This window comes from Curtobacterium flaccumfaciens pv. betae (assembly GCF_026241855.1).
In the GTDB taxonomy this organism is placed as follows: Bacteria; Actinomycetota; Actinomycetes; order Actinomycetales; family Microbacteriaceae; genus Curtobacterium; species Curtobacterium flaccumfaciens.
In genome coordinates this window covers 2,140,478-2,156,179 of record NZ_JAPJDC010000001.1, presented here as the reverse complement: position 1 = coordinate 2,156,179, position 15,702 = coordinate 2,140,478, and the positions used below count along the sequence as shown (strand labels likewise).

15 protein-coding genes are annotated in these 15,702 nt (G+C 73.8%); 4 read left to right on the top strand and 11 right to left on the bottom strand.

Going from position 1 to position 15,702, the window contains the following annotated elements:
- Positions 1-20: 20 nt before the first annotated feature.
- Positions 21-1,694 carry an ABC-F family ATP-binding cassette domain-containing protein gene (locus ORG17_RS10155; protein WP_214527563.1) on the bottom strand — a complete coding sequence of 558 codons (1,674 nt, stop codon included), beginning with the start codon at positions 1,692-1,694 and terminating at the stop codon, positions 21-23.
- 52 nt (positions 1,695-1,746) lie between these two features.
- Between ORG17_RS10155 and ORG17_RS10150 the strand changes: the two genes are divergently transcribed.
- The gene (locus tag ORG17_RS10150) at positions 1,747-2,163 is read left to right on the top strand and encodes an HIT family protein (protein WP_110864029.1); all 417 of its coding nucleotides are present in this window, start codon (positions 1,747-1,749) and stop codon (positions 2,161-2,163) included.
- Positions 2,164-2,192: 29 nt separating this feature from the next.
- Here the strand turns inward: ORG17_RS10150 and ORG17_RS10145 are convergent, their stop codons facing one another.
- Positions 2,193-2,492, bottom strand: coding sequence for a hypothetical protein (locus ORG17_RS10145; protein WP_027465808.1), 300 nt, complete (start codon positions 2,490-2,492; stop codon positions 2,193-2,195).
- A 40-nt stretch (positions 2,493-2,532) separates the two neighbouring features.
- Here ORG17_RS10145 and ORG17_RS10140 point away from each other — a divergent pair, with 40 nt between their 5' ends.
- Entirely contained in the window at positions 2,533-3,978 is a 1,446-nt protein-coding gene (locus ORG17_RS10140) for an amidase (RefSeq protein ID WP_214527564.1), read from the top strand.
- Positions 3,979-4,213: 235 nt separating this feature from the next.
- Here ORG17_RS10140 and ORG17_RS10135 read toward each other — a convergent pair whose 3' ends face one another.
- The 6 genes from ORG17_RS10135 to ORG17_RS10110 are packed head-to-tail and all read right to left on the bottom strand — an operon-like array spanning position 4,214 to position 10,297.
- Positions 4,214-4,999 (bottom strand): ABC transporter ATP-binding protein, encoded by a 786-nt coding sequence (locus ORG17_RS10135; protein WP_214527565.1) that lies wholly within the window; start codon positions 4,997-4,999, stop codon positions 4,214-4,216.
- Positions 4,996-5,838, bottom strand: coding sequence for an ABC transporter ATP-binding protein (locus ORG17_RS10130; RefSeq protein ID WP_250892488.1), 843 nt, complete (start codon positions 5,836-5,838; stop codon positions 4,996-4,998). Before ORG17_RS10130 ends, ORG17_RS10135 begins: the two co-directional genes overlap by 4 nt.
- Positions 5,835-6,749 carry an ABC transporter permease gene (locus ORG17_RS10125; RefSeq protein WP_214527566.1) on the bottom strand — a complete coding sequence of 305 codons (915 nt, stop codon included), beginning with the start codon at positions 6,747-6,749 and terminating at the stop codon, positions 5,835-5,837. The genes ORG17_RS10130 and ORG17_RS10125 overlap by 4 nt, the downstream gene beginning before the upstream one ends.
- Positions 6,746-7,699 carry an ABC transporter permease gene (locus ORG17_RS10120; protein ID WP_214527567.1) on the bottom strand — a complete coding sequence of 318 codons (954 nt, stop codon included), beginning with the start codon at positions 7,697-7,699 and terminating at the stop codon, positions 6,746-6,748. Before ORG17_RS10120 ends, ORG17_RS10125 begins: the two co-directional genes overlap by 4 nt.
- Before the next feature lie 46 nt (positions 7,700-7,745).
- Positions 7,746-9,290 carry an ABC transporter substrate-binding protein gene (locus ORG17_RS10115; RefSeq protein WP_214527568.1) on the bottom strand — a complete coding sequence of 515 codons (1,545 nt, stop codon included), beginning with the start codon at positions 9,288-9,290 and terminating at the stop codon, positions 7,746-7,748.
- Positions 9,287-10,297, bottom strand: a complete 1,011-nt coding sequence (locus ORG17_RS10110; protein ID WP_214527569.1) for an alpha/beta fold hydrolase — start codon at positions 10,295-10,297, stop codon at positions 9,287-9,289. Before ORG17_RS10110 ends, ORG17_RS10115 begins: the two co-directional genes overlap by 4 nt.
- A gap of 66 nt (positions 10,298-10,363) precedes the next feature.
- On the opposite strand from ORG17_RS10110, the gene ORG17_RS10105 reads away from it, so the two are divergent.
- Complete coding sequence (locus tag ORG17_RS10105) at positions 10,364-11,266, top strand: siderophore-interacting protein (RefSeq protein ID WP_231495675.1); 903 nt, start codon at positions 10,364-10,366, stop codon at positions 11,264-11,266.
- A complete protein-coding gene (locus ORG17_RS10100; protein WP_111056362.1) occupies positions 11,266-12,084 on the top strand; it encodes an ABC transporter ATP-binding protein in 819 nt (272 codons plus the stop codon). The genes ORG17_RS10105 and ORG17_RS10100 overlap by 1 nt, the downstream gene beginning before the upstream one ends.
- 943 nt (positions 12,085-13,027) lie before the next feature.
- On the opposite strand, the gene ORG17_RS10095 is transcribed toward ORG17_RS10100, so the two are convergent.
- From ORG17_RS10095 to ORG17_RS10085, 3 genes are read right to left on the bottom strand one after another with little or no spacing between them, the layout of a single operon-like run.
- Positions 13,028-13,384 carry a Fe-S oxidoreductase gene (locus tag ORG17_RS10095; protein ID WP_175330772.1) on the bottom strand — a complete coding sequence of 119 codons (357 nt, stop codon included), beginning with the start codon at positions 13,382-13,384 and terminating at the stop codon, positions 13,028-13,030.
- A gap of 2 nt (positions 13,385-13,386) precedes the next feature.
- The gene (locus ORG17_RS10090; protein ID WP_214527570.1) at positions 13,387-14,790 is read right to left on the bottom strand and encodes a dihydrolipoyl dehydrogenase family protein; all 1,404 of its coding nucleotides are present in this window, start codon (positions 14,788-14,790) and stop codon (positions 13,387-13,389) included.
- Positions 14,791-14,845: 55 nt separating this feature from the next.
- The gene (locus ORG17_RS10085; protein WP_027465799.1) at positions 14,846-15,667 is read right to left on the bottom strand and encodes an arginase family protein; all 822 of its coding nucleotides are present in this window, start codon (positions 15,665-15,667) and stop codon (positions 14,846-14,848) included.
- Positions 15,668-15,702 lie beyond the last annotated feature (35 nt).

Genomic DNA, 15,702 nt, shown 5'->3' with positions numbered 1-15,702 from the left:
CGTCCCCCTCGGTCGATCCGTCAGCGTTCGGTGACGGTGCCGCCCTCGACCCGCCACTGCCGGTCGAGTCGGACGGTCTCCAGCATGCGCCGGTCGTGTGTGACGAGCAGCAGGGTCCCGTCGTAGGACTCCAGCGCCTGCTCGAGCTGCTCGATCGCGGTCAGGTCGAGGTGGTTGGTCGGCTCGTCGAGCACGAGCACGTTCACCCCGCGGGCCTGCAGCAGTGCGAGCCCGGCCCGGGTGCGCTCGCCCGGGGAGAGCGCCGAGGCCGGTCGGCCGACGTGGTCGGCCTTCAGCCCGAACTTCGCGAGCAGCGTCCGGACGTCGGCGGTGGTGTACTCGGGCACGATCGCCTCGAACGCCGCTGCCAGTGGCTGGTCGCCGGTGAACGCCGCACGCGCCTGGTCGACCTCGCCGACCGCCACGCTCGAGCCGAGCGAGGCCGTGCCCGTCGTCGGTGCCTGCTTGCCGAGCAGCGCCCGCAGCAGGGTCGACTTGCCGGCGCCGTTCGGACCGGTGATGCCGATCCGGTCGCCGCCGTCGACCTGCAGCGAGACCGGGCCGAGGGTGAAGTCGCCCTGGGTGAACGTGGCGTCCGACAGCGTCGCGACGACGGCCGACGACCGGGGTGCACTGCCGATCGTGAACTCGAGCTGCCACTCCTTGCGCGGCTCCTCGACCTCGTCGAGCCGGGCGATGCGGGACTCCATCTGCCGGACCTTCTGCGCCTGCTTCTCACTCGACTCCGAGGCGGCACGGCGGCGGATCTTGTCGTTGTCCGGGCTCTTCTTCATGGCGTTCCGGACACCCTGGCTCGACCACTCGCGCTGCGTCCGTGCCCGTGAGACCAGGTCGGCCTTCGTCGACGCGAACTCGTCGTACGCGTCACGCTTGTGCTGCCGGGCGATCTCGCGCTCCTCGAGGAACGAGTCGTACCCGCCGCCGAACAGCCGGTTCGACGACTGCGCCAGGTCGAGCTCGAGCACCGAGGTCACCGAGCGCGCCAGGAACTCACGGTCGTGGCTGACGAGCACCACCCCGCCGCGCAGCCCGCGCACGAACGCCTCGAGCCGGTCGAGGCCGTCCAGGTCGAGGTCGTTGGTCGGCTCGTCGAGCAGGACGATGTCGAACCGCGAGAGCAGCAGCGCGGCGAGCCCGACGCGGGCGACCTGCCCGCCGGACAGCGCGGTCATCAGGGAGTCCGGGCCGACGCCGTCCGCACCCGAGTCGCCGGTGCCGGGTTCGAGGCCGAGGTCGGCGAGCACCGCCGGGATCCGGTCCTCCAGGTCCGCGGCCCCCGCGGCGAGCCAGCGGTCGAGCGCCGCCGAGTACCGGTCGGCCGCTGCGTCGCCGGCATCGGGGTCGCCGAGCGCCGCCGCCGCTGCGTCCATCGTCGCGGTCGCCTCGGTGCAGCCGGTCCGCCGGCCGAGGTACGCCGCGACGGTCTCACCGGCGGTGCGCTCGTGCTCCTGGGGGAGCCACCCCACGAACGCGTCCGTCGGCGCCAGGGACACCGTGCCCGCCAGCGGCTCGTCGACCCCGGCCAGCAGCCGGAGCAGCGTCGACTTGCCGGCACCGTTCACGCCGACGACCCCGATCACGTCGCCCGGCGCCACCGTCAGGTCGAGGGAGTCGAACAGCGTGCGAGCGGCGTACCCGCCGGACAGGCCCTTGGCGACGAGCGTGGCGGTCATGCGCCCATCGTCCCACGCGGAGCGGGCACCCCACGTGCAGCAGACTGGGCCGATGGACTCCTGCGTCTTCTGTGCCGTGATCGCCGGTGACGAACCCGCCGTGTGGGTCGAACGCGAGGAGCACGCCGTCGCCTTCGCACCCCTGCCCGACTCGGCACTGGCTCCCGGCCACACCCTGGTCGTGCCGGTCGAGCACACCGCCGACCTGCTCAGTGCAGGACCCACGGCGCTCGCCGCCACCACGGCCCTGGCGCAGCGTGTCGCCCGTGCGATGAAGGGTGCCCTCGGCGCGACCGGGACCGTCGTGCTGCAGGCATCGGGTGCAGACGCCGGCCAGAGCGTGCCGCACCTGCACCTCCACGTCGTGCCGTGCTGGCCGGACGACGCCACGACGCACTGGCCGGAGCGACGATCGGCGCACGTGGTCGACGGTGACCCGCACGCGCTCCTCGCCGAGATGTTCGAGTAGCCGCCGAGCGACCCTGCCCGGCGCGACCCTCAGCCCCGCGGCGTCAGCCGACCCGCACCCACCGGCAGCAGCCCGCCCCGGTAGTCCAGCGCCGTCGCGCCGCCGACCGACACCGAGGCCGCCCCGAACCGCCACGCTCGGTTGAACAGGTACACGCCGATCACCGTGTCGCCGTCGTCCGGCACCGCCCACGTGCCGGTGCCCCACTGGGCCGGGTGCCCCACCCCGTCGACGGTGACGGTCGGCCGGGCGAACCAGGCGAACAGGGGCCGGACGAGCCGGAGTTCGATCCGGCGCTTCGTCGTGCCAGAGGGGAGAGTGGTGTCCACCGTCGAAGGATACGGGCCACCGCCGCCTAGGCTCGGAGCCGTGTTCGAACTCCACCACCTCTCCGCGCAGGAACTCTGGGACTGGATCCGCCGGGGTGAAGCGACCGCCCTCGAGGTCACCGAGCACTACCTGTCCCGCGTGGAACGCCTGGACGCCGGACTCGGCGCCTTCGTGACGGTCACCGCGGACGCTGCCCGGGCCCGAGCCGATCGCCTCGGCCACCTGGTGCCGACGTCGAGACCGTTGTGGGGCCTCCCGTCCGCCGACAAGGACCTGTACGACCGCGCCGGCGTCCCCACGCGGAACGGCACCGCGAGCCTGCCGGAGCGTCCCGCGTCGGCCGACCACCCGCTCGTCGCCGCGCTCGACGCGGCCGGCACCGTCAGCCTCGGCAAGACCGCGTCACCGGAGTTCGGCATGTCCTCGTCGTCCGAGACCCGGCTCGGCGTGACGCGGAACCCCTACGACACCACGCGTGCGCCGGGCGGGTCGTCGAGCGGTGCGGCCGTCGCCGTCGCCGCCGGACTCGTGCCCGCCGCGGTCGGGTCGGACGGCGGCGGATCGGTGCGGATCCCCGCCGCGGCGACCGGACTCGTCGGGCTGAAGCCGAGCCGCGGCCGCGTGCCGTCGATGCCCGGCCGCTCCGGCGTCGGCGGTCTGTCCGTCGCCGGGCCGCTCACCCGGTCCGTCGCCGATGCGGGCATGCTCCTCGACGCGCTGGTCGCGCCGACCGGGCTGCCCGAGCCGTCGCCCTACGCGCTCGTCACCCCCGACGCCGGCGAGGGGCCGTTCACCGCGGCCGCCGTCCGCGGCGAGGGCCGGTTCGTCGTCGGGGTGCTCGAGGGTTCACCGTGGGACGACACCGTCGACGTGGTCGTCGACCCCGCGGCCCGGGCCGCCGTGGAGACCGCCGTGCGGGTGCTCGGCGAGGTCGGGCACGGCGTCGAGGACGTCCGGATGCCCCGCGTGCCGTACGCCGACGCGTTCCGGGTGGCGTGGGAGAGCTCGGCCGCCCGCCTGCCGCAGGTGCCCGGCATCGACCTGTCGTCGCTGACCCCCCTCGTGGCGTGGCTCGTGGCACGCGGACGGGCACTGTCCGGCACGCAGGTCCTCGAGGCGATGACGACGCTCGACACCTTCTCGACGACGCTCATCGGCGCGTTCGACCGGTTCGACGCGGTGCTCACGCCGACCCTCGCGATGACACCGCGGCCCCTCGGCTGGTACGGCGACGACCCGGACGAGGACTTCCGCCGCCAGTGCGCGTACTCACCGTGGACGTCGATGGCGAACGTGTCCGGGCTCCCCGCGATCACCCTGCCGGTCGGCGTGACCGACGACGACCACCCCGACGGTGGCGGGCTGCCGATGGGCGTGCAGCTGATCGGACGCCCCGGAGGCGAGCGCGTCCTGCTCGCGATCGGCGCGCAGCTCGAGCGCCGGTTGCGCTGGCAGCGGCGGCACCCGGCTGCCTGGACCGCCTGACGCGCGCTGCGTGCTCGTGCGTCAGGCGCGTCGAGGTGCGTCGGGTGCGTCGGGTGCGTCGAGCCGGTGCGACGAAGTCGTCGTCGTACGACAGCGACCCTGTCGCACCAGCGCGTCCGCAACGGTTGCACGCGCGTGCGGGCGACGATGTCGGTGTCGTACGACGTCGACGGTGTCGTTCCACGTCTGCACCCGGCACCGCACCCGTCCCCGCGCGACCCCCGCGCAGCCCCGCCTACGGCAGCGTCGGCGCCGCCGCCACCAACGCCCGCGTCACCGGGTGCTGCGGCGCGTCGAGGAGCGACACCGGCCCGTGCTCGACGATCCGGCCCTCGGACATCACCGCGACCGTGTCGCACAGCCGCTGCACGACGCCGATGTCGTGCGACACCAGTACGAGCGTCAGCCCGAGGTCGTCGGCGAGCGACCGGAACAGCTCGATCACCCGAGCGCGGACGACCACGTCGAGGGCGCTCATCGGCTCGTCGCCGAACAGGATCCGCGGCGAGTGCACCACCGCCCGGGCGATCGCGATCCGCTGCCGCTGCCCGCCGGAGAACTCGTGCGGGTACCGGTCGACCGTGTCGGCGGGCAGGTCGACGCGCTCCAGCACGGCACGGACCAGGTCGTCGTGCGAGCCCGGGACCTGCAGGGCCCGCAGCGGCTCGGCGACGATCGCGCCGACGCGCATCCGCGGGTCCAGGGACGCGTAGGGGTCCTGGAACACCACCCCGGTCTCGCGACGGAACCAGCGCAACGCACGCGCGGACCGGGACGCGACCACCGGACGGCCGGAGGCAGCGACGGCGCCTGCGGAAGGGGCCTCCAGGCCGGCGAGCAACCGGACCAGCGTGGACTTGCCGGATCCCGATTCGCCGACGATGCCGAGCCGTGCGCCGGGGGCGACCGTCAGGTCGACACCGTCGACGGCGGTGCGGACCGGACCGGGCTCGAACGGGCCGCGGCGGGGGAGTCGGTAGGTGCGGTGAAGGCCGGTGGCCTCGAGGACGGGGAGGGTCACGGGGCGGTCCTCCTGGCGGTGGCACGTGCGGCGTCGACGAGTGCGGCGGTGGCGGGGTGCTGCGGTGCGGCGAGCAGGTCCGCGACGCGGCCCTGCTCGACCACTCGGCCGGCGTCGAGCACCACGGCGGTGTCGGCGATACGCGCGAGCACGGCGAGGTCGTGGGTGACGAACACCATGCCCGCCGGCAGGTGCTCGAACAGGTCGAGGATGCGGGCCTCGGTGGTGACGTCGAGCGCCGTGGTCGGTTCGTCGGCCACCAGGTACGACGGCTCGCCCGCCATCGCCATCGCGATGCAGATCCGCTGCCGCTGCCCGCCGGACAACTGGTGCGGGTACTGCCGCAGCAGCGACTCCGGGTCGGGCAGGCCCACGGACGCCGCCAGGTCGACGGCTGCCGCGCGGGCCGCACGCCGGTCGAACCCGCGGTGCAGCCGGAGCGGCTCCGCGATCTGCGCGCCGACCCGGCGGAGCGGGTCGAGCGCCGTCCCCGGCTCCTGGAACACCATCGCGATGCCCGCCCCGCGGTGTCGCGCGCGCTCGCGGTCGGGCAGGCCGACGAGTTCGGTGCCGTCCAGGCGGACGCTGCCCGTCACGACGGCGCCGGTGGGCGCCAGGCCCATCAGGGCGAGCGAGGTCATCGACTTGCCGGATCCGCTCGCGCCGATCACGCCGACGCGCTGGCCGGGAGGCACGGTGAAGCTGACGTCGTCGAGGATCGTCCGCCCCGTGATGCGGACCGACAACCCGCGCACCTCGAGCCCGGAGGCTGCGGTGGCGTGGGCGGGGCCGGTGCCGGTGCCGTTGGCGTCGGCGGGGCCGGCTGCGTGGTCGGTCATGCGGTCACCCCCGGCGTGGTCGTCGCCGGGTCGGCGCTCCGGTCGGGCGTCGTGCCGTCGGTCGTCGTGCGGTCGCTCGTCGTGCGGTCGCTCGTCGTCAGCCGCGGGTCCGAGGCGTCACGCACCGCGTCGCCGAGCAACGACAGTGCCGCGACGACGAGGGCGATGGCGGCTCCCGGCCAGGTCGCACTCCAGGGGTGGACCCCGATGTAGGTCTGCAGGTCGGACAGCAGGCTGCCCCACGACGCGGTGTCCGACCCGGCGCCGTAGCCCAGGTAGGACAGCCCGGCCTCGGCGAGCACGGCCGTGGCCATCGCGAGCGACAGCTGCACGGTGAACAGCGGCGCCGCGTTCGGCACCAGATGGCGGAAGAGCACCCCGGCACCGCCGACGCCGGACGCCCGGGCCGCGGTCACGTAGTCGCTCCGGGCGATCCGCGGGATCTCCCCGCGGGCCACGCGGGCGATCGTCACGCCGAAGGACAGCCCGACGCTGACGATCACCACGCCGAGCGACCCGCCGAACACCGCGGTCAGGAGCATCGCGGTGAGCAGGGTCGGGAACGCCACCAGGATGTCGAGCAGGACCGCGGTGCCCTCGCGCACCCAGCGGGCGGTGAGCGAACCGATCGCGGTGAGGACGATGCCGACGACACTCGCGATCACCCCGGAACCGACAGCGACGAGCACGGTGGTGCGGGTGCCGGCGAGCAGGTAGCTCGCGATGTCGCGGCCGGCGGCGTCGGTGCCGAACCAATGCGCGCCGCTCGGCCCCTCCCACTGGTGGAACGGGTCGGCGCGGAACGGGTTCTGCGGCGTCCAGACGAGCGACACGGCGGCGAGCACGAGCAGCAGGCCGAGCACGACGACGGCGAAGACCCCGGTCGGTCGGGACACCAGGCGGCGGATCATCCCTGCACCTCGCGCTGTCGGGGGTCGAGGGTGCGGTGCACGACGTCGACGGCGAACCCGACGAGCAGCACGAGTCCGGTGAGCACGAGCAGTTCCGACTGCACCTTCGTGATGTCGCGGCGGCCGACGTCGGTCACGAGCATCCGGCCCACCCCGGGCAGTGAGAACAGCTGCTCGACGACGACGGCACCGACGAGCAGCCCGGCGATCTGGACACCGAGCACGGCGAGCACCGTGAGGGCGACGCTCGGCAGACCGTGGCGGAGCAGCGCCTGCGTGCGGGTGAGCCCGACGGCGGCGGCCGTGCGCAGGTGGTCGGCGTCGAGGACGGAGAGCGTGGCGGACCGGGTGAACCGGAGGATCACGGCGCCCTCGACCGCACCGATCGTCAGCGCGGGCAGCACGAGCGACGCGAACGCCCGCCCGGGTTCCGACCAGCCGTCGAGCGGGAAGCCCTGCGTCGGCAGCCAGTGCAGCGTCACCGCGAACAGGGCGACGAGGAGCATGCCGGCCCACACGACGGGCACGGCGGCGACCGCCTGCGCCGCGAACCCGATCACCGCACCACCCGGGCGGCGACGGAGCACCGCGGCGATCACCCCGAGCGGGACGCCGATCACCAGTGCGGTCGTCAGCGACATCGCGGCGAGCGGCAGGGTGATCGCGAGCTTCTGCGCGATCTCCGGCGCGACGGCGCCGTTCGTCACCAGGGAGCGGCCGAGGTCACCGCGGAACACCCCACCGATCCAGTCGAGGTACTGCACCGCGACGGGCCGGTCGAGTCCGAGCTGCTGCCGGAGCTGTTCCACCTGTGCGGGGGTCGACTGCGTGCCGGCGACGACCTGGGCGACGTCACCGGGCAGCACGCGGAGCGTGGCGAAGATGATGACGCTCGCCACGAGCAGGCCGACGACGAGCAGGAGCACCCGCCCGATGAGGAACCGGGTCACGACACCGATGCTACGGGGACGGAAACCCCGCCGCGGCCGCTCCGGTTCACTTGACCGCGAGCTTCGCCAGGTCGAGGCGGGAGTTCCCGCCGTCGACCGGGAAGCCCGTCACGCCGGAGCGCACCGCGGTGATCTCGGTCGCCGTGTAGAGCCACTCGCCGGCCGCGTCCTCGCTGACGATGCGTGCAGCCTTGCGGAGTGCCTCGGTCTTCGTGGCCTCGTCGGTCGCCGCGATCGACTGGGCGTAGAGCGCCTGCACCTTCGCGTTGTCGTACCCGAAGTAGTAGTCCGGGTTCGCCCAGTTGCCGAAGTCACGGGCCTCGACGTGGTCGACCATCGACAGGTCGAAGTCCCGCTCGCCGGACTTCGGTGCCTGGAACACCGAGGACAGCCAGGTGGCGAAGTCGACACGCTTGACCGTCAGGGTGATCCCGACGTCGGCGAGCTGCGACTTCAGCACGTCGCCGATCGTGGTCGGGTAGATGTTCGCGTAGGTGAGCGTCAGCTTCAGGTCCTGCTGGCCGGCGGCGGCCAGGAGCTTCTTCGCGTTCGCGGGGTCGTACGCGTCGATGTCGGTGAGGTCCTCGTAGCCGGGGTCGAGCTCCGGGATCGGGCCGCCCTGCTCCACGCCGGTGCCGCCGATCGCCTTGATGAGCGCCTTCGCGTCGATCGCCTGCCGGATGGCCCGGCGCACGCGCTCGTCCGTGAACGGTTCCTTGCGGTTGTTGAACGCGAGCGTGTACTTGTCGGTCGTCTTGCCGCTGTGCAGCGCGATGTCGGCGTTGCCCTGCAGCTGGCTCTTGAGCGTGCCGTCGACCGGGTTCAGGACGTCGAGGTCACCGTTCGCCATCGCGTTGACGGCGGTCGACGGGTCCGTGATGTACCGGAAGACGATCTTCGCGACCTTCGCCTTCGTGCCCCAGTAGTCTTCGTTGCGGTCGAAGGTGAGCGAGTCGCCCTGCTTCCAGTCGGCCACCTCGAACGGACCGGTGCCGTTCGCGCTGTCGGACAGGTCGTTGTCCGCGGCCTTCTCGAGCACCAGGCCGGAGCGGCCGGTCAGGTTCCAGAGCAGGTCGGAGTCGGGCTTCGCGAGTTTCAGCACGACGGAGTCGGCCGACGGCGAGGTGATCGACGTGACCCCTGCGAGCTTGGCGGAGTCGACGTACGAGTCGTTCGACTTGACCTGCTCGAGCGACCACACGACGTCGGCCGCGGTGACCGGCTTGCCGTCCTGGAACGTCGTGCCGTCCCGCAGCGTGAACGTGTAGGTCAGGCCGTCGTCCGAGACCTCGTGCGACGAGGCCAGCACGTCGCGGATGTCGCCCTCGGCGGTCCGGCCGACGAGCCCCTGGTACACGTTGTCGATGAGTACCTGTTCGAGCGCCGCCCCGGACTGGGTGCGGATGTCGAGACTCGTCGGCTCGAGCACCAGCCCGACGCGCACCGTGGCGTCCTTGCCGCCGGTGGTGTCGGACGAGCCGGAGCAGCCGGCCAGCGCCAGGGCGGAGACGACGGCGACCGCGGTGGCGGCGAGGGCAGCGCGCCCGATGCGCGAGGTGCGCGCGGTGCGACGGAGCAGGATCGGACTCATGGGGTGGTGGGTTCCTTCCGGGCACGAGGGCTGGGATCGGGCCTCGCGCTCGCACGAGGGTACCGGCGGCTGGCGCCGTCCGGCGACGGTTCTTCGATCGGGTGCAACAATCCGTGCCGCTCGGCCCATGCCCGGATCGCCGAAGCCAGTTCGAGGGGCGCCTGGTTCTGCACCGCGTGCCGCGAGGTGACCGTCACGATCTCGGCGTCCGGCAGGCGTTCGGCGAACCCGGCGTGCAGCTTCGGGGAGACGTACCCGCGGTCACCCCGGACGAGCAGGATCGGCACGCGCAGTGCCTCGAGGTCCGGCCACGCATCGGCGAAGCGCCCCACCGACGACGTCCGCCCGGCGGGCAGGTGCGGGAAGTGGTGGCGGCGCACGAGCCGCCCGTCCGCACCGAGGGCCGTGGTGTGCCGGGCCTCGCGCAGCAGCACCTGCCGGTCGTCGCCGACCCGCGCCTCGATCGCCCGGTCGACGACCTGCTCGAGCGACTCCAACGGCTCCTCGGCCTCGAGCGCGCGGGCGATCCGGTCCACCGCACGCTGCGCGAAGTCCGGCGACATGTCGACGAGCACGAGCCCGGTCACCCGCTCCGGCGCGGTGGCCGCGAGTCGGGCGGACAGGATGGCGCCGAGCGAGTGGCCGACGACGATGCCCGGCGGCACCGCGAGCGCGTCGAGCGCGGCGAGCACGCTCGGCGCCGTCGCGGCCGCCGCGTAGTCCGCGTCCTCCCGCCACGACGACCGGCCGTGGCCGGGCAGGTCGAGGGCGACCGCCGGCTCGCCCACGGCGAGTGCCGTGGTGTCGAAGCTGTGGGCGTCGATGCCGAGCCCGTGCAGGTAGGTGATCCGGGCCTCCTGGCCGTCGTCGCCCCACCGGATGGCGGAGATCTCCTGCCCGTCCGCGGTGCGGACCACCTGCCTGGAGGCGCGGAGCGGCTCAGGGACGCCGCTCGCGCTGGCGAGGGCGGGCAGGTCGGCGAATTCGTCGTCGGGGGCTTCGGACACGGGGACGATCCTCGCACCGTTCCGGGGGCCTGGAGACGTTAGGTAAGGCATGCCATACTCGATTCCGTGGCAACCCGGTATCGCGTCTTCTCCGTCCGCGTGGCCGCCGTCACGTCGCTCACCCCGAACTTCGTCCGGGTGACGCTGACGGGCGACGCGCTCGCCGACTTCTCCTCGGTCGGTCTCGACCAGCGGATCAAGATCGTGCTGCCCCTGCCCGGCATCGGCTTCTCCGAACTGCCGGAGGACGAGGACTGGTACGCCGCCTGGCGCGCGCTGCCGGACGAGACCCGCAACCCGCTCCGCACGTACACGGTCCGCTCGTTCCGGCCGGACGCCCGCGAGCTCGACATCGACTTCGTCGCGCACGGCGACACCGGCCCGGCGTCGCGCTGGGTCTCGGCCTGCCGCGTCGGTGACGAGCTGCGCATCGTCGGGCCGCGGGTCCCCGAGTCGCCGGAGGACCTGCCGACCGGGGCCGCCGAGTTCGCTCCCGGACACGCGAACCGGATCCTGCTCGCCGGGGACGAGACCGCCGCACCGGCCATCTGCGCCATCCTCGAAGCGCTCGACGTCTCGACCGTCGGCCACGTCTTCATCGAGGTGCCCACCGACGCCGACCGGTTGCCGGTCACCGCGCCCGCCGGGGTCGAGGTCCGCTGGATCGCCCGCAACGGCGCCACCCACGGGGTCCGGATGACCGACCAGGTGCACGCCTGGGCCTCCACCGTCGCGCCGTCGTCCGCCGCCGCGTGCGAGCCGGCCGCCGAGCTCACCGACGTCGACGTCGACGAGCAGGTGCTGTGGGACGTCCCCGCCCCGGTCGACGAGCGCCCCGTGTACGCCTGGATCGCCGGTGAGGCCGGCTGCGTCAAGGAACTCCGCCGCCACCTGGTGCGCGGCGTCGGCATCGACCGCAAGCAGGTCGCGTTCATGGGGTACTGGCGGCACGGCAAGGCCGAGCACTGATGTCGGACGCGGGCACCGCGCTCGGGCCGGTCCCGACCACCGCGCTCGGGGCCCGCGGGCTGACCCTGGCCTACGACGACCGGGTCGTGGTGGACACGCTCGACGTCGACATCCCCGACGGCGAGCTGACGGTCATCGTCGGGCCGAACGCCTGCGGCAAGTCGACGCTGCTGAAGTCCTTCGCCCGCACCCTGAAGCCGCGAGCCGGCACGGTGTTCCTCGACGGGGCGCCGATCGACTCGTACCGCCCGAAGGCCGTCGCCCGGCGGGTCGGCATGCTCCCGCAGACCCCGATCGCCCCCGACGGCATCACCGTGCGTGACCTCGTGTCCCGGGGCCGGTTCCCGCACCAGGACCTGCTGCACCCATCGTCGGGATCCGACCGACAGGCCGTCCAGGCCGCACTCGAGCAGACCGAGACGGTGGAACTGGCGGACCGGAGCGTCGACGAGCTCTCCGGCGGGCAGCGGCAGCGGGTGTGGATCGCGATGGTGCTCGCGCAGCAGACCGACATCGTGCTGCTCGACGAGCCGACGACGTTCCTCGACATCGCCCACCAGTACGACGTGCTCGAACTCGCCTCCACGCTGCACGCCGCCGGTCGCACGGTCGTCGCGGTGCTGCACGACCTGAACCAGGCTGCGCGCTACGCCACCCACGTCATCGCGATGCGCGACGGGGCGATCGTCTCGGCGGGGAAGCCGGCGTCGGTGCTCACCGCGGACCTCGTCGAGGACGTCTTCGGCCTGCCGTGCGTCGTCGTCCCCGACCCCGAGACCGGCACGCCGCTCGTGGTGCCGCGGCGGCGCGCGGCCTGACGCGCGGGCGGCGCTGCCGCCGCCCGGCGCGCTGGGCTGGGCTGGGCCCGCCGCCGTTTGGCGGGCCTGCCGCCGAGTGGTCACGACACGTCGTGGCCCGGGCGCCGTGTGGTCACGAACTGTCGGCTGGCGGCGCCGCAGGCGACGGTCTGCGACCGCTCGCCGCGGGGTCGGCGGGGTGTTGTGACCGGCGGGTGGGTGCAGTGGGGTGGGGCGTGGCGGCCGGGAGGCTCGGGGCGGGCCCGCCACGCGCCTCCAGGCCGTCGACTGGTCGCGTTTCGTCGCCTAGCGGGCCTGCCGCCGAGTGGTCACGACACGTCGTGGCCTGGGCGCGGGGTGGTCACGAACTGTCGGTTGGCGGCGCCGCAGGCGACGGTCTGCGACCGCTCGCCGCGCTCCCGGCGGGGTGTTGTGACCGGCGGGTGGTGCAGTGGGGTGGGGCGTGGCGGCCGGGAGGCCCGGGGCGGGCCCGCCACGCGCCTCCAGGCCGTCGACTGGTCGCGTTTCGTCGCCTGGCGGGCCTGCCGCCGAGTGGTCACGACACGTCGTGGCCCGGGCGCCGTGTGGTCACGAACTGTCGGTTGGCGGCGCCGCAGGCGACGGTCTGCGACCGCTCGCCGCGCTCCCGACGGGGTGTTGTGACCGGCGGGTGGTGCAGTGGGGTGGGGCGTGGCGGCCGGGAGGCCCGTGGCGGCGCCGCCACGCGCCTCCAGGCCGTCGGCTGGTCGCGTTTCGTCGCCTGGCGGGCCTGCCGTCGAGTGGTCACGACACGTCGTGCGCCGGACGCCGAGTGGTCACGAACTGTCGGTTGGCGGCGCCGCAGGCGACGGTCTGCGACCGCTCGCCGCGCTCCCGGCGGGGTGTCGTGACCGACCGAGCCGCCGGCCGACACGTCCGCCGAGGTCGCACCCGCACCCGTCAGCGGTAGCCGCACCCGCCCCCGTCAGCGGTAGCCGCCGTCCTCCAGGCCGGCCTCGACCTCGAACCGGTTCCGCAGGGGATCCCGCCCGGCGACGGCGTAGAGCAGCGGCATGAGCATGCCGTACCGGCGCCACTGCTCGACGTGCACCCGCTCGTGCCGGAGCACCCGCGGGCCGTCGTTGTCGCGGGTCAGGTACACCGAACCGACGCAGGTGCCGCCGCGCCGGAACACCCAGCGCGGCAGCCCCGTGCAAACCACGAGCCCGTCCTCCACCCGGATCCGCCCCGTCGACAGGGGGACGCCCACGGCGAGCCCGACGGCGGTCGCGAACACCCACCCCGCACGGGACACGGGGGAGTCGAGCAGCGGGTTGCGCACGCTCAGGCCGGGCGGCCGTACGTCTCGAGCAGGCGGAGCCAGATCTCGTTCATCGTCGGGTAGGCAGGCACCGCGTGCCACAGGCGGTCGATCGGGACCTCGCCCACGACGGCGACGGTGGCGCCGTGCAGCATCTCGGCGACGTCCTGGCCGACGAACGTGACGCCCACGACGACCCCGCGGTCCTCGTCGACGACCATCTTCGCGCGGCCCGTGTAACCGTCTGCCTGCAGGGAGGACCCGGCGATCGCACCGAGGTCGTACTCCACCGCGCGGACGTTCAGCCCCTGCTCGCGGGCCTTCGCCTCGGTCAGGCCGACGCTCGCGACCTCGGGGTCGGTGAAGGTGACCTGCGGCGAGGCGGCGTGGTCGGCGGTGGCGACGTGTGCGCCCCACGGCTCGGTGTGCAGCGGCGTGCCCTGGTACCGGGCGGCGATCGCCTCGCCGGCGGCGCGCGCCTGGTACTTGCCCTGGTGGGTGAGCAGGACGCGGTGGTTGACGTCACCCACGGCGTACAGCCAGTCGGTGCCGTGCACGAGCATGGTGTCGTCGACGTCGAGCCAGTCACCCGCGGTCAGGCCGACGGTCTCGAGCCCGAGGTCACGCGTGTGGGCGGCGCGGCCGGTGGCGGCGAGCACCTCGCTCGTGATGACCGTGGTGCCGTCGTCGAGCACCGTGGTGACGAGACCGTGCTCGTCGCGGTCGACCCGGACCGGGTTGACGCCGGTGCGGACGTCGACGCCGAGTTCGCGCAGGGAGTCGGCGACGAGTTCCCCGGCGAAGGGCTCCATGCCGCCGAGCAGACCGTGCCGGGCGACGAGGGTGACCTTCGCGCCGAGGGACGCCCACGCGGTTGCGAGCTCGGAGCCGGAGACGCCGCCGCCGATGATGAGCAGGCTCTCGGGGACCTGCTGGGCGCTGGTGCCCTCGCGGGTGCCCCACGGCTTCGCCTCGGCGAGACCGGGCACCGGGGGCAGCGTGTGCAGGGAACCGGTGACGACCGCGACAGCTGCGCGCGCGGTGTGCGTCTCGCCGTCGACGTCGATGGTCTTCGGGCCGGTGATGCGGGCGTGCCCGCGGATCAGGTCGATGCCGGCGGACTCGAGCCACGAGACCTGGCTGTCGTCCTTCCAGTCGGAGGTGAACGAGTTGCGGCGGGCAAGCACGTGTGCGGCGTCGAGCGTGCCGGTCACGGCCTGCTTCGCACCGTCGAGCCGCTTGGCGGCGGCCAGGGCGTGTCCACTGCGCAGGAGCGCCTTCGAGGGCATGCACGCCCAGTAGGAGCACTCGCCGCCGACGAGCTCGGCCTCCACGATCGCGACCGAAAGGTCGCGCTTCCTGGCGTAGTCCGCCACGTTCTCGCCGACAGCGCCGGCTCCGATCACGATGAGGTCGTAGTCCGTCATGCTGCCGAGCGTACGCGGACCGGCAGGGGGTCCGCCGGTCGCGTCGTGCCCGTGGTCAGCCCACCCGGGAGGCGCTGGTCACCGCTCCGACGACGCGCAGGATCACGCCGAGGTCGTCCACCGCCCGGTCCGGGTCGACGGGGGCGAATCCGGTGAGCGCGGCGCCGACGAGGCGGCGGCCGCGCGTCGCGGCCTGGATGCGCTCGACGAGCGCTGCGCCGTCGAGGCCGAACGGGACGGGTTCGAGGAGTCCGTCGACCTCCGACGGGTCGAGGACGTCGAGGTCGACGTGCACGAAGACCGATGCGGCACCGGTCCGCTCGACCGCTGCGGCGAGGGCGTCCGGGGTGGCGGCGTCGACGTCGAGGTGCACGATCCCGGCCTTGTCGAGGGCGGCCCGTTCGGCGTCCTCGACCCCGCGGACCCCGGCGACGACGACCGAGGACGCCGGCACCACGGGCAGGCCGGGGAACAGGTCGTCGGGGCGGTCGACCAGCAGGCGCAGGGCGGCGGTCTCGGCGGCGACGGGCTGGGCCCGGTTGAGCGCGCGGTACCCGCTCGACCCGGAGATGCGGACGAACGCGGTGTCCGGTGCGAGGGCGGCGGTCGCGCCGAGGACACTGGCGCCGTCGCCGCCGACGACGAGCACCGGTTCGGTGGCGACTGCGGTTTCCTCGGCGACGCGTTCGGCGACGGCGAGCACCGAGGTGTAGCGGGCGACGGCGGTCTCGAGGCGGTCACCCGCTCCGGCCGGGACGTCGACCACGGTGGTGGACGCCCGGGGGAGGTCGGCCGCGATCGCCGACGCGCCGTCCCCGAGCCGCATCGCGCGCGACGACGCCGAACCCTGCCACTGACCGACCACGAGGAAGTGCATCGTCTCAGTCTGTCAGCTGGGGTCCGGCGTCGTCA